The 20,993-nt window shown below is 34.5% G+C and carries 20 protein-coding genes; 14 read left to right on the forward strand and 6 right to left on the reverse strand.

Going from position 1 to position 20,993, the window contains the following annotated elements:
• Positions 1-2: 2 nt before the first annotated feature.
• From UH1x_RS03475 to UH1x_RS03495, 5 genes are all read right to left on the reverse strand, one after another.
• Entirely contained in the window at positions 3-1,691 is a 1,689-nt protein-coding gene (locus UH1x_RS03475) for an alanine/glycine:cation symporter family protein (RefSeq protein WP_482625113.1), read from the reverse strand.
• Between the two features lie 86 nt (positions 1,692-1,777).
• The gene (locus UH1x_RS03480; protein WP_482625115.1) at positions 1,778-2,785 is read right to left on the reverse strand and encodes a potassium channel family protein; all 1,008 of its coding nucleotides are present in this window, start codon (positions 2,783-2,785) and stop codon (positions 1,778-1,780) included.
• 3 nt (positions 2,786-2,788) lie between these two features.
• A complete protein-coding gene (locus UH1x_RS03485) occupies positions 2,789-3,016 on the reverse strand; it encodes a PspC domain-containing protein (protein WP_073247339.1) in 228 nt (75 codons plus the stop codon).
• An 11-nt stretch (positions 3,017-3,027) separates the two neighbouring features.
• Entirely contained in the window at positions 3,028-4,305 is a 1,278-nt protein-coding gene (locus tag UH1x_RS03490; protein ID WP_482625117.1) for a DUF2851 family protein, read from the reverse strand.
• A 56-nt stretch (positions 4,306-4,361) separates the two neighbouring features.
• A complete protein-coding gene (locus UH1x_RS03495) occupies positions 4,362-4,670 on the reverse strand; it encodes a rhodanese-like domain-containing protein (RefSeq protein WP_396633720.1) in 309 nt (102 codons plus the stop codon).
• 139 nt (positions 4,671-4,809) lie between these two features.
• Between UH1x_RS03495 and UH1x_RS03500 the strand changes: the two genes are divergently transcribed.
• From UH1x_RS03500 to UH1x_RS03565, 14 genes are all read left to right on the forward strand, one after another.
• Positions 4,810-5,256, forward strand: coding sequence for a MarR family winged helix-turn-helix transcriptional regulator (locus tag UH1x_RS03500; RefSeq protein WP_482625119.1), 447 nt, complete (start codon positions 4,810-4,812; stop codon positions 5,254-5,256).
• Positions 5,257-5,264: 8 nt separating this feature from the next.
• A complete protein-coding gene (locus UH1x_RS03505; RefSeq protein WP_482625121.1) occupies positions 5,265-5,897 on the forward strand; it encodes an NAD(P)H-dependent oxidoreductase in 633 nt (210 codons plus the stop codon).
• Positions 5,898-5,927: 30 nt separating this feature from the next.
• Positions 5,928-6,509 (forward strand): YceI family protein, encoded by a 582-nt coding sequence (locus UH1x_RS03510; protein WP_482625122.1) that lies wholly within the window; start codon positions 5,928-5,930, stop codon positions 6,507-6,509.
• Between the two features lie 252 nt (positions 6,510-6,761).
• The gene (locus tag UH1x_RS03515; protein WP_482625123.1) at positions 6,762-8,159 is read left to right on the forward strand and encodes an anthranilate synthase component I family protein; all 1,398 of its coding nucleotides are present in this window, start codon (positions 6,762-6,764) and stop codon (positions 8,157-8,159) included.
• Between the two features lies 1 nt (position 8,160).
• Positions 8,161-8,724 (forward strand): anthranilate synthase component II, encoded by a 564-nt coding sequence (locus tag UH1x_RS03520; RefSeq protein ID WP_482625125.1) that lies wholly within the window; start codon positions 8,161-8,163, stop codon positions 8,722-8,724.
• A gap of 100 nt (positions 8,725-8,824) precedes the next feature.
• Entirely contained in the window at positions 8,825-9,820 is a 996-nt protein-coding gene (trpD, locus tag UH1x_RS03525) for an anthranilate phosphoribosyltransferase (RefSeq protein ID WP_482625127.1), read from the forward strand.
• 51 nt (positions 9,821-9,871) lie between these two features.
• A complete protein-coding gene (gene trpC / locus UH1x_RS03530; RefSeq protein ID WP_482625129.1) occupies positions 9,872-10,657 on the forward strand; it encodes an indole-3-glycerol phosphate synthase TrpC in 786 nt (261 codons plus the stop codon).
• On the forward strand, positions 10,657-11,283 hold the full coding sequence (locus tag UH1x_RS03535; protein WP_482625131.1) for a phosphoribosylanthranilate isomerase: 627 nt from the start codon (positions 10,657-10,659) through the stop codon (positions 11,281-11,283). Before trpC ends, UH1x_RS03535 begins: the two co-directional genes overlap by 1 nt.
• Positions 11,280-12,464: a tryptophan synthase subunit beta gene (gene trpB / locus UH1x_RS03540; protein WP_036155979.1), complete on the forward strand. Its 1,185-nt coding sequence runs from the start codon at positions 11,280-11,282 to the stop codon at positions 12,462-12,464. The genes UH1x_RS03535 and trpB overlap by 4 nt, the downstream gene beginning before the upstream one ends.
• 7 nt (positions 12,465-12,471) lie before the next feature.
• Complete coding sequence (trpA, locus tag UH1x_RS03545; protein WP_482625133.1) at positions 12,472-13,236, forward strand: tryptophan synthase subunit alpha; 765 nt, start codon at positions 12,472-12,474, stop codon at positions 13,234-13,236.
• A gap of 1 nt (position 13,237) precedes the next feature.
• The gene (locus tag UH1x_RS03550; RefSeq protein WP_482625135.1) at positions 13,238-13,468 is read left to right on the forward strand and encodes a hypothetical protein; all 231 of its coding nucleotides are present in this window, start codon (positions 13,238-13,240) and stop codon (positions 13,466-13,468) included.
• Between the two features lie 229 nt (positions 13,469-13,697).
• Positions 13,698-15,191, forward strand: a complete 1,494-nt coding sequence (locus UH1x_RS03555) for a M20/M25/M40 family metallo-hydrolase (RefSeq protein ID WP_482625137.1) — start codon at positions 13,698-13,700, stop codon at positions 15,189-15,191.
• A gap of 102 nt (positions 15,192-15,293) precedes the next feature.
• A complete protein-coding gene (locus UH1x_RS03560) occupies positions 15,294-15,728 on the forward strand; it encodes a hypothetical protein (protein WP_482625139.1) in 435 nt (144 codons plus the stop codon).
• A gap of 305 nt (positions 15,729-16,033) precedes the next feature.
• A complete protein-coding gene (locus tag UH1x_RS03565) occupies positions 16,034-18,118 on the forward strand; it encodes a hypothetical protein (protein WP_482625141.1) in 2,085 nt (694 codons plus the stop codon).
• Between the two features lie 73 nt (positions 18,119-18,191).
• On the opposite strand, the gene UH1x_RS03570 is transcribed toward UH1x_RS03565, so the two are convergent.
• A complete protein-coding gene (locus UH1x_RS03570) occupies positions 18,192-20,738 on the reverse strand; it encodes a phosphoenolpyruvate carboxylase (protein ID WP_482625143.1) in 2,547 nt (848 codons plus the stop codon).
• Between the last annotated feature and the right edge of the window lie 255 nt (positions 20,739-20,993).

A 20,993-nucleotide genomic window follows, 5' to 3' on the forward strand; every position in this document is an offset into this window, starting at 1 on the left:
TCTTAATCTTCTATAGCGTCATACTTTAGTTTGATCGCATCTAAATATCTATTCAATTGCTTTTTCACAACTGGAAACAAGAAGAACAGACCTACCATATTAGGGAATACCATCGCAAATATCATTGCATCTGAAAAAGCCCAAATAGATTTCATACTTGCTGCAGCTCCTATCACTATAAACGTACAGAATAACAATTTATAAACCATATCAGCTGTTTTACCTCTACCAAATAAATATTTCCAAGATTGCAGTCCGTAATAAGACCAAGATATCATGGTAGAAACAGCAAATAATACTACCGCTATAGTCAAGAATATATTAGAATAAGGAATATACTCAGCAAACGCAACAGCAGTAATACCAGCACCCTCATAAGGCATACCATCTATTAAAACTGCACCTGTACCATCACCACCGTACGTAAATGCGCCACCAAAATTAAAGATGATAATAACTATTGCCGTCATTGTACAAATTACAACTGTATCAATAAAAGGCTCCAACAAAGCCACCAAACCTTCAGAAGCTGAATATTTTGTTCTTACCGCAGAATGCGCAATAGATGCTGAACCAGCACCGGCCTCATTTGAAAATGCCGCTCTTTTAAAACCAACCAACAGCACACCAATAAGACTACCTACACCAATTGCCGTAGGCTTAAATGCCTCTGCAACTATTAAAGAAATTGCATCATCTACAAGGGTAAAGTTGCTAAGAATAATATACAAGCAAGCAACAATATACATTACCGCCATGAAAGGCACTACTTTTTCTGTTACCTGGGCAATACGCTTAATACCACCTATTATAATAACCCCAACAAGGATAGCAAGCACAAGACCTACAATAGCCCCAGCAGCAGTACTCTGCCAATTAAAAAGTTCTTTGATAACAATTGTAGCTTGGTTTGACTGAGCTGCATTACCACCACCAAAAGAGCCTCCAATACAAAAAATTGCAAATATAACCGCGGCAACTTTTCCTATAGTTTCAAATCCTCTTTCCTTTAGACCTTTACTAATATAATACATTGGTCCACCATAAACGGTACCATCTTCACCTACATCTCTATACTGAACACCAAGTGTACATTCCACAAATTTTGAGGACATACCTAAAAGTCCACATACAATCATCCAAAAGGTAGCTCCAGGTCCACCCAAAGCAATAGCTAAAGCTACACCTGCAATATTACCGTTACCAACAGTACCGGAAACTGCAGTTGCCAATGCCTGAAAATGGCTAACTTCTCCTTCAGAACTTTCATCTCTAATAGTATCAATGATATCACCATCTATAGCCAAATCATTTTCCATACTAACTAGATGGTCTTCAATATCTACGTTGGTCAAATCTTGACCTTGAGCAATACCATCTTCACCATAAAGATTTTGCGCTCCATGTTTTTCAATATCCTCATACTTACCACGAACAGTATTAATGGCTTTACCAAAGAATCTAATGTTAGGAAATCCAAAATAGATAGTAAAAAATAATGCACTACCTACCAATAGCACTAATACAAATGGAATGTCTGGATCATGCCAAACATTAAAGAAAATTACCGCTGAAAAGAAGTCGGAAATAGGTTGAAAAGCTTGATCAATTTGTTGATCCAATCCTTGTTCTTGAGAAAATATTAAAAAGGGAAATAAAAAGGTAAACAGGTTTAGAAGTTTATACTTCATAAGTTTAGAATTTATTTTTGAGTTAGTTTGTCTAGCAATATCCTAAAAATAATGGATGCAATCAAATATATATGGTAGAAAGATGATTATTCTATATTAAACATTTCGTTCAATTTCTTAATTTGTTCTGGTCTGCCCAATACTATAACCTTACTTTTTGGCTGTAATTCCATATCCGCTTCTGGATTTATAGTATACTCACCATCAGGTGAAATATAACCTATAATGGTACATCCTGTTTTTCTTCGTAAATCTAAATCCCGTAAAGAATTACATTCAATCTGATCCGCAAAATCCTCTATAGCAACCTCTTCTAAATTAGTAGTATGTTCACCTTCCATAGAGAGCTTGTCCATAAATGTAATAAGATCTGGCATTACCACTAGAGATGCCATATGGTCTCCACCTATTTTATCTGGCATAATTACCTTATTAGCTCCTGCCAAGAATAATTTCTTTTGTGAATTAACCAAAGAGGCCCTACTGATAATAAAAAGATTCTTTTTCATTTGCCTTGCGGACAATACTACAAAAAGATTGGCTGCATCATCTGGCAAAGTAGCAATTAAATACTGAGCTCTTTCTATACCCGCCTCTAACAATATGTCATCATCGTTGGCATCGCCTTCAATAAATAAAACATCATCTTCATAACGCTCTATCACCTCTTTATCTTTCTCTATAACTACAAAAGGTCTTTTGTATGCTTTTAGCCTTTCAGCAGCTTGCATACCATTTCTACCAAAACCACATACGATAACATGCTGATTTAAATTTGCTATAGCGTTTTTCATTTTTTTCTTTTTAAGTAGTTCTACAGAATTTCTAGAGAGGAGGTAGTCGGTAACTATTGTAATAGCAAAACCAACTATAAATACACTTGTAACTATAAGAATTATGGTAAAAATTTTTCCTTCGGGACCCATTGGCCTAACCTCTGAAAAACCAACAGTGGTTACCGTTATTATGGTCATATAAAATGCATCGACCCAAGAATAGTCTGCCACAAAACGATACCCTAAAACCCCAAAAGCCAAAACCATCAGCATTAAAGTCAATGCTAAATATATTTTAGACTTAAATAATTTCATCATATGCTAAAGATCAAAAACCGAATTTCGTTTTGTATAAATCAAATCTTTTATTCTAAGCCAAAAAGCCAAGAACAGATAAAGTGCAAACCCAAAGCCTACGGTAACAAAGGTGAGATAAATGAATGATGTTCTTACCACTCTAGCCCTTATACCTAATCTTTCCGCGATTCTACCGCATACCTCATACCCCCGTTTTTGAAAATAATGTAGTAATTTATAAAATACGTTCATGGGCTATAAAATTAGACTTTTATATTCATTAATGAAGCCCCTACCGCACAATCTAAACATTTGTCTTTTACACAATAGTTAGTATATAACTGAAGGTATGCCTGAGAATCCTTAGCGTTTTCAAGCCTTTCGCCTAGCTTACCAAAGTTAGTTATAATACTGTTTTCTTCCTTTTTAATTTCTGACATCATTTTTAGAAACCTTTCATCATCTAAACCACCTTTATACCTACTAAAAGCAAACTTTAAAGGAATTATAGTATTTATAAGCAGTAAATTCAAAAACGAAGTTGAAATTCTTTTTTTACTTTTTTTCGAAACCTTACCAAAGTTAAAATGGGTTTCCCAATATTCAGATGTTCCTATATTTAAGATTTCAGAAAAGTCAGTCTGAGCACTTTCTATCAATAAATGAAATAGGTTATTATTTTCTGAATATAGAGCGCTCAATTGAGCTAGTCTAATAGTTGGGAAATTTGATGGTCTTAAACGAAAAAACTCTGGAGACTTAAAAACAGGGCTTAAACCGAACTTATGTTTTAAGAATTCATACTCCTTTTTTAATTCCGCCAAATAGGTGTCATTACTATTTTTTCTATCCAATAAATTTGCTTGCCCAAAGAACAAGCTTTCCATTTGTATGGGTTTTCCATACAACTTACGGATAATTGAAAAATCAATTGACTTTCCGATCTCAATAAACGATTCTCTATTAATTTTAGAACCAAAGGTTTTTAAAAGCATTAAAAACAACACCTGCTCCCAGTCATTGTTTGTTTCCTTTAATAGTTGATTAATAAAAATTGATTTCTGTTCTAATCGCTCCACAAATAAACGATCAAGCAAATTGCTCTTTAAAAACTCATCAACATCTTTAAACTCGTTTTCACAATTAATGAATTTATAATTTTTACTATTAAAAAGTCCTTGATAGGTATGCAGTAACTTTAAGGGTATGATTTCTTTTAAAGACAAAGTTGGTATTTCTGTTCCATTCTTTCTAAAAACAGCTACATCATCTTCCCATACCACATGCAAAATAACATTATTGTAGTTATCATCTTCTTGATGATTATGTGCATACCAATCTGATGATTTTATATGAATTTCAACATTACCTGCCCATAATTGCCCGTTTAATTCTATTTGAGCATTAAAAAAATCTGGACCACTCAAATGATTATGCAGACCTGCAGATACTACATGCACTACTTCGCCAGACGTAGTCACAAGTCCCTTTAAGGGGTATTTCTTGTACTTCCAAATAAAATGAAGCAAGTCTTCCTTCATTCTATAAAAATAAAAAACCCGCCGTTAAGCGGGTCATTTTTTTAAAAGAAATAAAACTAAGCTGTTTCGCCTTCCCAATTCATAAACCCTCCTTGAAGGTTAAATGTCTTGTCAAAACCTAAGTTATTCATAATTGCACATGCTTGACCACTTCTTGCGCCAGACCTACAATACACATAATAATTTTTAGTTTTATCTAGCTTCTCTATTTCCGCTACAAACTCTGGTCCTTTATAAATATCAATGTTTATTGCATTAGGTATAATCCCATCCTCTATTTCTTCTTCTGTTCTAACATCTAGTATTACTGCATTAGAATCTTTCTCTAATTGCTCTTCCCAATCTTGTTGTGATAAATCTGCCATAGTATATATTATAAGTAGTAAAAATAATCGATTTTTATTTATTAGAATACTACACACGAATTTAACAAATTTTTAATCTACACCTAAACTGGAATACTAAAAATAATTATACATTTGTATATACAATTATTGTATCAACATGAATGTAGAGGAAATCATTAAAACCAACCAACAGATGCCGTTAGAGAAACGGACGCTTATACATATAGCTTTGGTTGCTAATAAAATTGACGAAGAAATAGCAACGGTACTTAAACCTTTTGATGTCTCTATTCAACAATTTAATGTTTTAAGAATTCTTAGAGGTCAAAATGGCAAACCAGCTAATCTTTCTACCATCAACGAAAGAATGGTTACAAAGATGAGCAACACCACTCGCCTAGTAGATAAATTAATCTTAAAAGGTTTAGTCAATAGAACTATCTGCCTAAAAAACAGGCGCAAGGTAGAAATTGTAATCACAGAAAGTGGCTTACAAATGCTAAGCAATATTGATGGAATACTTTTTGAAGCCGAGAAGAAAATGCTTGAAAATTTTGACGAGACAGAATTACACGAACTCAATGAACTATTAAATAAATTTTAAGAACTATAATGAACACATTAATAGATAAATTAAACTGGCGCTATGCCACCAAAAAATTCGACAGCTCTAAAAAAGTGAGCACAGAGAATTTAGAAACCTTATTAGAAGCAGCAAGATTGACAGCTTCATCATACGGTCTTCAGCCTTACCACATATACGTTATTGAAAATGCGGACATAAGAACTCAACTAAGAAAAGCTTCTTATGACCAACCTCAAATAACAGATGCATCCTACATCATTGTTTTAGCCAACAAACCTACTTTTGATAGCACTATGATAGATGAATATATTGCTAATATTATGGCAACTAGAGGTCTTTCCAAAGAAGATCTTGAAGGTTTTTCACAGACAATGAAATCAACTTTATTAGATTTACCAGATGCCCAAAAAAGCTCTTGGACATCAAACCAAGCATACATTGTATTAGGTAATTTAATGACGGTAGCGGCAGAAATGGAAATAGACACTTGCCCAATGGAAGGTTTTGAAAATGCAAAGTACAACGAAATTTTAGGTCTTAACGATAAAGGTTTAAATGCTGCGGTAGTTTTAGCTGTTGGCTATAGATCTCCTGAAGACGAGACGCAAAACTACCCTAAAGTGAGATATTCTAAAGAACAAATTATTACACATATATAAATTAAACACAATCATTTTAAAATTAGACACATGAAAAAATCATTATTAAGTTTAGTATTCGTTGCCGTTTTTGGATTTACAGCAACAGCTTCTAATCCTATCGACTCAGAGAAAAAAGAAGTAAAAGTCAGCGAAAGTTCAGTGACTTGGAAAGGTTATAAGGTTACTGGTTCTCATGAAGGAACCATCAATCTAAAATCTGGTCATTTAGAAATGAAAGGCAAAAAATTAATAGGTGGAGAATTTGTTGTTGATATGACTTCAATTTCCAATACTGACCTAGAAGCCGGTAAAGGAAAAGAAAAGCTTGAAGGTCACTTAAAATCCGCTGATTTCTTTGGTGTAGAAAGTAACCCAACTGCAAAAATGGTTTTTACTTCTGTTAAAGCCATGAACGACAATTCATACACCGTAACTGGCGACTTAACCATTAAAGGTATTACAAAGCCTGTAACTCTTGTGGTTTCTATGTTTGAAAATAAAGCTACTGCAACTCTTAAGGTAGACAGAACAAAATATGACATCAAGTATGGTTCTGGAAGCTTTTTCGATAACCTAGGTGATAAAGCTATCTATGATGATTTTGATTTGGTTGTAGACTTAGCACTATAATCGTTTTAATACAATCAAATTACAACAATTTAAAATCCCTTTGATAAATTTCAAAGGGATTTTTATTTTTGACAAGCTAAAGTTTGATAGTTTAAATTTCCTTTTTATATTTGATGCTCAATGAAAAATTTAATCGCAAATACTTGGTGGTGGAACAACTTACGAAAAACATCGTGAGCAAAGCATCATTGTAGTAAAACTATATAAAGGCTTGTCATCACGACAAGCCTTCTTTATTTTATAAAAGTACCTATGACCTATCAATTTAAGACATATCACAAAAAAATTCTTGCCGACACCATGACGCCGGTAAGTGTTTATCTAAAAATAAGAGACCGTTTTCCGAATAGTATTTTATTAGAAAGCAGCGATTATCATGCTAACAATAATAGTTTCTCTTATATATGTTGCAACCCAATCGCTTCTATTAAAGTGGAGAATGAAATCATTGTCAAACAATTTCCTGATGGGGCTACTGAAGAAATTCAGGTTACAGCAGATACTAATGTTGTAGAGATTATAGATACTTTCAGTAAAACTTTCAAAGCAGATAACAACGACTATAAATTCATTAATAACGGCTTGTTCGGTTATATGGCTTACGACGCCGTTCGGTATTTTGAAGATGTAGATATATCGGTTAAAGATGACTCTGTTCATATACCAGATATTTACTATGCCGTATATCAAAATATCATTGCTATAAATCATTATAAGAACGAAGCTTATCTTTTTGCACATTGCTACAATACAGAGAATAATATTCCTGAATTAGAGCAACTATTAAGTATTAGAAATTTTGCTACTTATAATTTTAAAATAGAGGGCAATAGAGAATCTAATTTAAAAGATGAGGAATACAGGGAACATGTAGAACTAGCTAAAAAACACTGTCAACGTGGCGATGTTTTTCAGCTAGTTTTAAGCCGTCGTTTTTCTCAAGGTTTTAAAGGTGATGAGTTTAATGTGTATAGAGCTTTACGCTCTGTTAATCCGTCTCCATATTTATTCTATTTTGATTATGGTGATTTTAAAATATTTGGCAGTTCACCAGAAGCGCAGCTGATCGTTAGCGAAGGTAAAGCTGAAATACACCCTATTGCGGGTACTTTTAAAAGAACCGGAAACGATGAACAAGATGCGCAACTTGCCAAAGAACTAAAGACCGACGATAAAGAAAACAGTGAGCATGTTATGTTAGTAGATCTTGCCCGTAACGACCTTAGTAGAAACGGTAGTGTTGTGAAGGTAGAAAACTATAGAGAGGTGCAATTCTTCTCCCATGTCATACACTTAGTTTCTAAGGTTACAGGAATGAAGAAAAGTGATATACCTACCATGAAAGTGGTAGCTGACACTTTTCCTGCTGGCACATTAAGTGGAGCTCCAAAACACATGGCCATGCAACTTATAGAAAAATATGAAAAAACCAGTCGTGGGTATTATGGTGGCGCTATAGGTTTTATGGATTTTTATGGAAATTTCAACCATGCCATCATGATTAGAACTTTTTTAAGTAAAAATCATAAACTACATTATCAGGCTGGTGCCGGATTGGTCGCTGCATCAAACCCAGAAAGCGAACTACAAGAAACATATAACAAACTAGGCGCTTTGACCAAGGCATTAGAAATAGCTGAAGACATTTAAGATGAAGAAAATATTAGTTATAGATAATTACGATAGTTTCACTTATAACCTAGTGCATTATTTAGAGGAATTAGGTTGCGAGGTTATTGTAAAACGTAATGACCAGCTTACCCTAAAAGAGGTTGATGCTTTTGATAAAATTGTACTTTCTCCAGGTCCAGGTATTCCTGATGAAGCTGGATTATTAAAACAAATCATAGAAAAGTATGCACCTACTAAAAGTATTTTTGGTGTTTGTTTAGGGCAACAGGCAATCGCTGAAGTATTTGGTGGTTCCCTAATAAATTTGGATGAAGTGTATCACGGTATTGCAACTAAAATAAAAATCACAAAAGATGATATTATTTTTGAAGGGCTGCCAAATGAAATGGAAGTTGGCAGATACCATTCTTGGGTGGTAAATACTGATTTACCAGAAGTTTTAGAAACAACGTCGGTTGATGAAAACGGACAAATAATGTCTTTACGCCATAAGGAATATGATGTACGTGCCGTGCAATTTCATCCCGAATCGGTACTTACGCTACAGGGTAAAAAAATGTTAGAAAATTGGTTACGTTCCTAGCTACTTAAGGGGAAACTAAATAAAAGGATGAAGACTAACACGAATAAAAACAAATAAGGAGACCTTTATTCCTCCCCTTTGGGGAGGTTAGGTGGGGCCTATGAAAGAGACACTTAATAAACTTATTAATCACGAAATACTTTCCAAAGAAGATGCGAAACGCATTTTGGTAAATATTGCTAAAGGTGATTACAACACAAGTCAGATTGCTGCTTTTTTAACAGTATATATGATGCGTAGTATTACTATTGAAGAACTTGAAGGATTTAGAGATGCATTGCTAGATTTATGTTTAGCGGTAGATTTATCCACCTACAATCCTATTGACCTTTGTGGTACTGGAGGTGATGGTAAAGACACATTTAATATCTCTACACTTTCTTCTTTTGTTACTGCTGGCGCTGGTATCAAAGTTACTAAACATGGTAATTACGGTGTATCTTCTAAATGCGGTAGTAGTAATGTAATGGAATTTTTAGGGATAAAATTCAGCAACGATGCCGGCTTCCTTGAAAAATGTATTGATGAAGCAGGTATTTGTGTATTACACGCTCCCCTATTTCATCCTGCTATGAAAAATGTGGCTCCTATTCGTAAAGATCTAGCAGTGAAAACATTCTTTAATATGTTAGGCCCAATGGTAAACCCTGCATTTCCAAAAAACCAAATGGTGGGTGTTTTTAACCTTGAGCTAGCTCGTATGTATGGCTATCTTTATCAGAAAACCGATAAGAATTTTACTGTGCTACATGCTTTAGACGGTTATGACGAAATATCATTGACAGGTAGCACCAAGACCATTTCAAATACTACCGAGGCAATGCTAAAACCATCTGATTTTGGTGTGGCAGAAATTAAACAATCGGATATTGTTGGTGGTGATGGTATAGAATCATCCGCTCAAATTTTCATGAACGTTTTACAAGGCAAAGGTACTGAGCCGCAAAACAATGTGGTATGTGCCAATGCAGGTATCGCCATTGCTACGGTAGAAAACCTAACTCCTCTTGAGGGTTTTGAAAAAGCTAAAGAATCTTTATTGGGAGGACACGGACTAGCGGCTTTGAAGAAAATACAAGAACTAAGCAGAAATTAAGCATATTACTTCATACCTTGGAATGACGAGGGAATAAAGAACATATATTTCATGAATATTCTAGATAAAATAGTAGCCGATAAACGCAAAGAGGTTGAATTGAAAAAATCGATCATTCCGGTGTCGCAATATGAAGCATCTGTACTTTTTAATCGAAAAACCAACTCTTTAGCACAAGCACTTAAAAATAGTGATACGGGTATTATTGCTGAATTTAAACGCAGATCGCCATCTAAAGAAAGTATTAACCAGAACGCAAATGTTGGTCAGGTAGCAATGGGTTATGAAAAAGCAGGAGTTTGCGGAATGAGCGTACTAACAGATATTAAATATTTTGGTGGTGCTATTGAAGATTTAATTCTAGCACGTGCATCGGCTCAACTTCCATTATTGCGGAAAGAGTTTATTATTAGCGAATATCAAATAATTGAAGCTAAATCATATGGCGCAGATGTTATTTTACTTATCGCAGCAATTCTAACAAAACAAGAAATTAAGACCTATTCTGAACTTGCTAAAAGCTTAGGCTTAGATGTTTTATTAGAGGTACATAATGAAGAAGAACTTCATAAATCTATAATGCCAAGCTTAGATATGTTAGGAGTTAACAACAGAAACCTAAAAACTTTCCAGGTTAGTTTAGATACTAGCAAATCCTTATCGAAATTGATACCAGATGATTTCGTCAAAGTCTCTGAAAGCGGTATTAGTTCTATTGATGCAATCAAAGAATTAAAACCTTATGGTTATGAAGGTTTTTTAATTGGTGAGAATTTTATGAAGACAGAGAACCCAGGCAAAAGCGCCATTGAATTCATCAAAAACTTAAAAAACTAATGAAACTGAAAATTTGTGGAATGAAACTGAATACGACTGAAGTTGCTCAATTGCGACCAGACTATTTGGGCTTTATTTTCTGGGAACCTTCTTCTCGGTTTTTTGAAGGTAAAATCCCCGAACTTCCACATACGATTAGTAAAGTGGGAGTTTTTGTTGATGCTGAGTTAGATTACATCATTAATACAGTTCAGAAATATCAATTACAAGGACTGCAATTGCACGGTCATGAAACTCCAGATTATTGTACTAAAATTGCAGCTGAATTAAAGAAATTGAATCATAAAGTCGACATTATAAAAGTATTTTCTATTAAAGAGGAATTCAATTTTGATGTACTAACACCTTATGAAAATGTGTGCGACTATTTTCTTTTTGACACCAAAGGAAAATTACCAGGTGGTAATGGTTACACATTCAATTGGTCTGTTCTTAAAAATTACCCTTCTACCAAACCTTTCTTTTTAAGCGGTGGAATTGGGCTGAACAATCTTGATAAGATTAATGAATTTATAAAAAGCCCCGAGTCTAAGTATTGCTATGCCATTGATGTAAATAGCAGATTTGAAATAGAACCGGGTTTAAAAAATATTGAAGAATTACAAAAGTTTAAAGAAGCGCTATGAATTATAATGCTGACGAAAAAGGATACTACGGTGAATTTGGCGGTGCCTTTATACCCGAAATGTTGTACCCAAACGTTGAAGAACTACGACAAAATTATTTAAAACTGATGTATGAAGATTCTTTTCAGAAAGAATTCAATCAACTTTTAAAAGACTATGTTGGTAGACCTTCTCCCCTATATTTTGCTAAACGTCTTTCTGAAAAGCACGGCTGTAAAATATATTTAAAAAGAGAGGATTTAAACCACACTGGTGCGCACAAAGTAAATAATACCATTGGTCAGATTCTAATGGCTCAAAAGCTAGGTAAGACAAGAATTATTGCCGAAACCGGTGCTGGGCAACATGGTGTTGCCACCGCTACCGTTTGTGCCCTAATGGGCATGGAATGTATTGTTTATATGGGTGAAATTGATATTGCCCGTCAAGCACCTAACGTGGCTCGTATGAAAATGTTAGGCGCAGAAGTAAGACCTGCAAAATCCGGAAGTAGAACCTTAAAAGATGCCACGAACGAAGCTATTAGAGATTGGATCAATAATCCGGTAGATACCCATTATATTATTGGGTCAGCTATTGGTCCACATCCATACCCAGATATGGTGACACGTTTTCAATCTGTAATATCAGAAGAAATAAAATGGCAATTAAAAGAAAAAGAAGGTCGTGAAAACCCTGACTACGTAGTGGCTTGTATTGGTGGCGGTAGTAACGCAGCTGGTACGTACTATCATTTCTTACATGAACCTGAGGTTGGTATTATTGCCGTTGAAGCTGCTGGTAAAGGAGTAAATTCTGGCGAAAGTGCCGCAACTTCCGCACTTGGTAAAGTAGGTATTATTCATGGTTGTAAAACCATGTTGATGCAAACAACAGATGGTCAAATTACGGAGCCCTACTCTATTTCCGCAGGATTGGATTATCCTGGCGTTGGTCCAATGCATTCGCATCTTTACAAATCTGGTCGCGCAGAATTTTATTCGGCAACAGATGATGAAGCTATGGCTGCAGGATTGGAACTTTCACAATTAGAAGGTATTATTCCTGCTATTGAAACGGGACATGCGTTTGCAATTTTTGAACATAAAAAATTTAAAAAAGATGATGTTGTCGTTATTAGCCTTTCTGGTCGTGGAGACAAAGATTTGAATACATATATAGATTATTTTAAGCTAGCATAATACTATTATGAACAATAGAATTACAACAAAATTACAAGAAGACAAAAAGCTTCTTTCCATATATTTTACGGCTGGTTACCCTGCACTCAACGATACCGTTAAAATCATTGAAGATTTAGAAAAGAATGGGGTTGATATGATTGAAATAGGATTACCATTTAGTGATCCTTTAGCAGACGGACCAACAATTCAAGAAAGCTCTACTGCTGCATTGAAAAACGGAATGACTACCGAAGTACTTTTCAATCAATTGAAAGATATTCGTAAAACGGTTTCTATACCATTGATTATCATGGGATATTTTAACCCCATGCTACAATACGGTGTTGAGGCTTTTTGCAAAAAATGTCAGGAAATTGGTATCGACGGACTTATTCTACCCGATCTTCCGTTAGATGTTTATCAGGAATATTATGAAGAAACTTTTAAAAAATACGGACTTTTAAATGTTTTCCTTATTACACCACAAACTAGTAACGAACGTATTGATCAGATCGACAAGGCTTCAGATGGCTTTATCTATATGGTAAGTTCTGCAAGTGTTACAGGATCAAAATCCGGATTTGGGCAAGAACAAGAAAGTTATTTTGAACGTATTGCCGCAATGAATTTAAAGAACCCTCAAATAGTAGGTTTCGGTATTAAAGACGAAGAAACTTTTAAGCAGGCAACTAAAACTGCTAAAGGTGCTATTATCGGTTCTGCTTTTATTAAGCATTTGACTGCTAATGGAACCGAAAAAACCGCTGAGTTCACTAATTTAATACGCTAATTTGAAAGAGTTTTTAAATAATTGGAAATTAATTATTCTACTATGCCTTACCTTGGGCTTAGCACCGTTTTTTCCCGAACCCCATATTTGGGGTAAACTGAAATGGATTTTTGGTGGAGCAAAAGGAATGGTCTTCATGGATTGGTTTGATGTAGTTTTACACGGCTTTCCTTTTATACTTTTAATTCGTTTAATTATCATGAAGATAATCAACTCAAAAACTTCGGATTAAATTGACAATTTTTAGTCATTTACATAATTGTTAGCTCATTCTATATTGAGAAAATGAAAAAGGTTGTCTTAATTGGGCAACCTTTTTCATTTTCTACCCTACTTCTAAAACAGCCTTAACAAGTTTATTCATTTTTTATATAGAAAACCTTAACAAATGCTACCTTATAATTAGAGTACAGTTCCCTTCAATTTGCTTACATTTAAAGAATATATCCACGAGAACTAACATGAAAAAACTACTTACCCTTTTATTAACTATAACTCTTTATTCCGGCTACTCACAGGACTCCATTTTAATAAAATCTAAAGTAGCAAATGCTATTACAGAATTACGAGAATTTGTAGCCATACCTAATGATGCTTTAAACGCAGATGATATAGATACTAACCTTTTTTGGCTTAGAAAGAAATTTACAGAACGAGGTTTTAACAGTACTATTTTAGAGACAGAAGGTCTACCGCTATTTTTTGCAGCTTTACCAATGGATGATAATAAACCTACCATCTTGTTTTATATGCATTTAGATGGGCAATCTGTTGATGCTACTAAATGGGACCAACCGGACCCTTACAAAGTAGTTTTAAAATCTAAATCTAACGATGGTTGGAAAAAAGAATCATTTTCAGAATTAGATGATGATATTAATTATGATTGGCGACTTTTTGGCAGATCTACTTCTGATGATAAAGGACCTATTATTATGTTCTTAAATGCTATTGATGCGCTTAAAAAAGATGGTATCGACATACCGTATAATGTAAAAGTCATTTTAGATAGTGAAGAAGAAAAAAGTAGTGCCCCATTACCGCAAGCTGTGCGCACCTATAAAGACTTACTTAAAGCAGATTTTTTAGTTATCAATGATGGTCCGGTTCATGTTTCTGGCAAACCAACTGTAATTTATGGTTGCAGAGGAATTACAACATTATCCATTACCACGCACGGACCTATTAAACCTCAGCATAGTGGCCATTACGGAAATTACGCTCCAAACCCCGGTTTTCAATTAGCGCAACTTCTAGCCACTATGAAAGATGTTGATGGTAAGGTTTTAATAAAAGGTTATTATGACGGAATAACCTTAGATGAAACTACATTAGAAGTTTTAAAGAGTGTGCCAGATAATATTGAAGAAATCAATAAAAACCTAGCAATTTTAACTCCTGAAAAAGTAGGTAGTTTTTATCAAGAAGCTTTACAATACCCTTCTTTAAACATAAGAGGTTTGGGCTCTGGATGGATCGGTGATCAGGCAAGAACAATTTTACCTGCTACAGCAACCGCAGAATTAGATTTAAGATTAGTACCAGAATCTGATGGCAACAGACTTAAAAAATTAGTAACAGAGCATATTAAAAATCAAGGCTTTTATGTTATGAGTACAGAACCAACTATGGAAGACCGACTTAAATATGATAAAATTGTTACCATAAAAGAAGGTACGGTTACAGATGCCTTTCGTACAGATTTGAATAATCCGTTTGGGAATAGTATTGTAAAAACAATGGAAGCAAAATTTGGAGAAAAGCCTGTTCAAATAAGAATAATGGGTGGTACAGTTCCTATTTCCCCTTTCATAAACGAACTGAAGATTCCGGCGTTTATTGTACCAATGGTTAACGCAGATAACAATCAACACAGCCCCAATGAGAATTTAAAAATAGGTCAGATTGCTTATGGTATCGAAACATTTTATGCCCTCTTGAGCACTAAAATGTAATATTCTGCCACAATAGAAACTTTTCACGGTCTTTTTATAAATGCCGATTCTTTTGCCTACCATCAGCAAAATTATCGGCATAATATTTGAAACTAAGTTTTTATGATATTTAAATTAAACATTTTCCTTCTTTCTATCTTTATACTAACAAGTAGCTTTTCATTAAGTGATTCTAAAGCTATCGAAGAATACAAATATTCAGTAGAACGATTTCCAACCATGGTAGAATCATTACAAAATGGAAATCATTTTACCATTCAAATTAAATCTATTGGCTGTTTTCATAACGAACGCCAAACTATTACAATCATAAATAATGAAGGTATTTTAACTGCACACTTTAATAATAAAAGAAAACTTTTGTCTCCATCAGACATAAAAGAACTTATTAATTTTGAGCTTCAATTAAGAGATTTACAATTAGGCGGCTGCACAACCGTAGACACTTATGTTCTTACTAACAACTACGAATCTTTTAAATATAGCGACAGTACATGCAGATGGTCTGGTTACAAAAAACTTATGGCTATATTTTAAACATAAAAAAGAGCCATCTATAATCAGAAGATTACCTCTTTACTTTCAAAATAAACTGCCTTACAGCTTGTTTATTTTAAATAATACAATCTTTAAGCAAACCTCTTAAATATTTTATGTCTTATAGAACTATATTCTTTAAAGATCTCAAATTCAATAAGCTAGCACCACACTAAGTATCTTCGGAAAATTTCATCAATTATCACAAAAACATCACAGAAGTTATCACAACATGTTGATATTCTTGTGATTACCCTGTTATACCATTTTCATTCATTTGTCTGTAACCAAAAAAAACAGAACATATGAAAAATTTCAACTTTTTATCCTTTTTAATGCTATTGCTAGTTATGGCAAGTTGTTCAGATGACGACAATGCCGTTGCCGATGTTATCATACCCGCATCTGGTGATATTGCCGGTGGTCCCTTTACTTTTTGTATAGATGGAATACCAGATATGGTAAATGGTATTGCCCTAAATAGCGAAAGCTCTGCAGGCAGTTTAAGCACTTGGGTTATTACCGATGACCAAAATAACATTCTTGGCCTTCCTCCTACTTTAGATGCGGTCTACGGTGTTGACTTTGACGCTGCTGGAGCAGGCACTTGCTTTATTTGGTATCTGCGCTATGAAGAAGGATTGGCAGGACTGGAAATGGGCTTGAACACCAATAATTTTGAAGGCTCATTTGATCTATCCAATTCTATAGAAGTTCAAAGAAACGAAACCATTGCAGGTGTTCTTTCTGGCGGACCATATGAATTTACAGTTGACGGCAATGCAGATTTCGTTACTGATATTACATTAAATTCCGAAGGTGCACTAGGTACGAATAGCACTTTTGTAATTACCGATGACGAACTTAACATTCTTGGATTACCGCCTACTCTAGATGCAGTCAAAGAAGTTGATTTTGATATGGCCGGAGCTGGAGTTTGCCTCATCTGGTACCTTCGTTTTGAAGATGGTCTTGTAGGTGCAGAAGCCGGTATGAACGCAGGCGAACTTGAAGGATGTTTTAGTTTATCGAACTCTATTCAAGTTACAAGATTGGATGCAGCAAATGCCGGTACTATCTCTGGCGGACCTTTTAACTTTTGTGTTGATGGGGAAGTAGATAATGTATACGGTATCACTTTAGATAGTTCTAACGCCAAAGGAAGCAATAGTAGTTGGGTAATTACAGATGAGCAAGGTAAAATATTAGGATTGCCACCAACATTAGATGCAGTTGAGGGAGTTAATTTTGATGGAGCAGGCGAAGGTACTTGTCTAATTTGGTATTTACGTTATGAAGGCGAATTGAACGGACTAGCGGTAGACATGAATGCAAACGACCTACAGGGTAATTTTAATCTATCAAACGCTATAGAAGTAGTACGTAGCAAAACAGAAGCCGGTCAATTAATAGGCGGTCCATACAAATTCTATGTGGATGGCGAGGCTGATTTTGTTACCGATATTATGTTAGATGGTTCTGAAGTTTCGGGCACTAATAGTACATGGGTAATTACTGATGAAGATTTAAATATTCTTGGACTTCCACCAACTTTAGATGCTGTAAAGGGTGTAAATTTTGATGCTGCAGGTGCTGGCACTTGCCTTATATGGTATTTAAGATATGAAGATGGTTTAGAAGGTGCTACCATGGGTAGTAATGCGGCAGACTTAACAGGGTGCTTTGATCTGTCTAACGCCATTGAAGTAGAAAGATTACAGGGTGTAAGTGCAGGTACGCTAGAAGGCGGTCCATTTAGCTTTTGTGTTGATGGTGAAGTAGACAATGTTTACGGTATTTCTCTAGATAACTCTAATGCTACAGGTTCACAGAGTACTTGGGTAATTACTGATGACCAAGGAAAAATATTAGGATTACCGCCTACTCTTGCAGCTGTTGAAGGAGTTAATTTTGATGGAGCAGGTGCTGGAACTTGTCTTATATGGTACGCTAGATACGATGGTGAAATTACAGGACTAGAGGTTGACATGAATGCAAACAATGTTTCTGGAAATTTTGCTTTATCCAACCCATTAACAGTGGTAAGAACAGCCCCACACGCCGGAACGATTACTGGAGGTCCTTTTGAGTTTATAGTCGATGAAACTTCTGATTTTGTAACCGGTATCGCTATAAACAATGAAAATGCTTCTGGCGCCAATAGCTCTTGGATCATTACCGATGAAACTGGTAAAATACTTGGTCTTCCGCCAACTATTGCAGATCTTAAGTCTGTAGACTTTAATGCTGCTGGCGAAGGAACATGTTTTATATATTACATTAGATATGAAGACGGACTAACAGGTATGGAACCTGGCTGGACATTTGATGAATTCAATGGTTGCTTTGATATTTCTAATTCCATAGAAGTTGTACGTAAAGTTCATTAAACATAAATACTTGTAATGAAAAAGGCTCTGTAATTATAATTACAGAGCCTTTTTACTTTAATGACATTAATTATTATGCCGAGTTTCTACTGGCATTAATATTTCCGTAAAGAGATCTTGTAACAATTTTCTCGTACAACTCCTTAAACTCCGTACCCTCGCCAATTCTCTGTAGCGCATATTGCTGTATTACCAATAATGGCAGAACAATATTCTCACGTATTTTAATGGACTCTCTAGATATTGCTTCTTTCTTCATTAGTATCTCCATACCTGAAAGTTTTAAAAGCATTGATTTTGATAATTCATATTCCGCATGAAGAATTTCCCAAAATGCGCCATACTCCTTATTCTCTTTCATATAACTGGTCAATTCAAAATAACATTTTGTAAGACTCATCATACTATTCATCATCAAAGCTTGAAAGAACGGTACGTCTTTATATAATCTTTTAGCTTCTTCTAATCTACCATCATCTTCCAACGTTTTTAAAGCGGTACCTATACCGTAATACCCAGGAACATTTTGTTTTAACTGGCTCCATGAACCTACAAAAGAAATAGCTCTTAAATCTGATAGTTCTAATTTAGCTTTGTTCCCTCTTTTTCCAGGTCTACTTCCAATATTCGCCTTGGTGTAGTATTTAAGGGTGCTCATATTTTCCAAGTATGGCATAAACTTGTCATGATGTTTTAAGTCATCATATTTCTTGAAGCTCAGTTCAGATAATTCTTCGATCAAATCTCTATCGGCATCAGAAATAACAATTTCTTTTTCTAAAATAGTATTAGAAAGACCAGCGGTCAATAACTGCTCACTGTTGTAAATGAACTGTTCTTTTGTACCATAGGTACTGGTAATGGTCTGCCCTTGAATAGTAAGTTGAATTTCGTTGTTCGCTACCTTATTTGTTTGTGCTGCATAAAAACGATGTGTTTTACCACCACCTCTTGCCGGTGGTCCTCCTCTACCATCAAAGAAGACTGCTGCTATACCGTGCTGATCACACACTTCTGAAAGTTCTTCTTTTGTCTTTAATATAGACCAGTTTGCCTTTAAATAACCACCATCTTTAGTACCATCAGAAAAACCAAGCATTATGGTTTGCTTTTTATTTCTGTTTTCTAAATGTGCTTTATATTCAGGTAAATTGAACAAGAACTGCATGGTGTCTTGTGCAGTGTCCATGCCATTCATAGTTTCAAACAATGGCACAATGTCAAAAGTAATTTTCTTATCTGCCCAACCACACCATCTAAACAATGCATAAACAAAAAGTATAGAGAACTTATCTTCAGAATTACTAATGATGTACCTATTACACCCTTCTTCACCGTTCTTCTCTTGTATTGTCTGTAACTGTAGTATGTTCTTAATAGTATCTTTTACAATATCTTCCTTGTAATCATCTGGAACTAACTGTAAATTCTCATGTATTAAAATATCTATTAATCTCTCTTCAGATAATTCACTAAGCTCTTCTTTTATTAATCCGTTCTTTTTCAAAACCTCAACCATAACCTTGGTATGCATACTATGGTCTTGACGAATATCTATTGTTGCAAAGTGTACTTTGAAGATTTTCACTTTATCAATAAAGTTCTCTAAATCTTTTAAATAAAGGCTTTGATATTTTTCAATAAGAATTAATCTAATTTCTTCTAAAGGGATAATTAAATCTTCATAACCAATATCCTTAGAACTATCAAACATTGCGGTATACAAGTTAGACCTCAATTTCTGAATGGGTTCTTGGACATCTTTGAATGTAAGTTTATGAACTAAGCCTTTTAAATCATTGTAATAACACTTCATTAAGGTTAAACGAAGCTCGTTCATGACATCTCTTGTAATATCCGCTGTTACAAACGGGTTACCATCTCTATCACCACCTGGCCAAAAACCTAATTTTACTATATCATGATTTTCAAATTGTTGGGAACCTGTACTTCCTTTTATATACGCGTACATATCACCAATAGCATCATAATACACATGTCTTAGTGTATAAATAATATTTTTTGCCTCGTCTAAAGGGGTAGGTTTTTTAGCATTAATCAAAGAAGTTAATCCTAATTGCTGCAATCCAACATCTATCTCATCAATTTTATCCTCTAAAATTAATGTTCTAAGGTTCGTAATAATATCTAAAACCGCTGGAGTATAAAATTGAGTTGGGTGTGCCGTAAGAACAATACGCGCACTGAAAGTGCTCAACTTATCCCAAATGGTATCCCATGAATTATTTTTTTCGACTAATTGAAAATAATCTTTCAATGATAACGAGCTAGAATGCTTTTGCAGTTTTGGGAAAGCAGCATCTTCTACACTATCATAAAGTACCACCTGACGTTCTACATATTGTATAATGCGGAACATGAAATCTATCTGTTCTTTTTCAGATTTAATATCTACAAAATTTTCGAAAAAATTCTCTAATATTTCCTTCGGGTTAAGACCATCACTCAATCCCTTTTCAGATTGACTGAGTAATAACGGTATTAGCATACCCACATTCTCAATATTCTCGTAAGGTAGGTTTAAGAATAGACTATTATAAACATTAAATTTATTTTGGACAGACTTCTTAAATTCTGCCAACCTTTCTTGTTGTTGCATATATCAAAAACTTTACGCCGTACCATTACGGCAAACTTTCTAAAATTCGAACATAAATATCGCTATTCCAAGAGAATTTAGAGAATCATTTTTGTGAAATATCATATTCCTAGCAGTATACCACAAAATTGTGTGTATTGACAACAAATAATTCAAAATACTGTATAAGCTGTCTACCTTTACAGTGTTAATAAGAAATAAAAATTTTCATTTTCATATAGTGTTCTCGTAAAAGAGTCTTGTTTTAAAAACAGG

Source organism: Maribacter sp. UH1, from assembly GCF_056839145.1.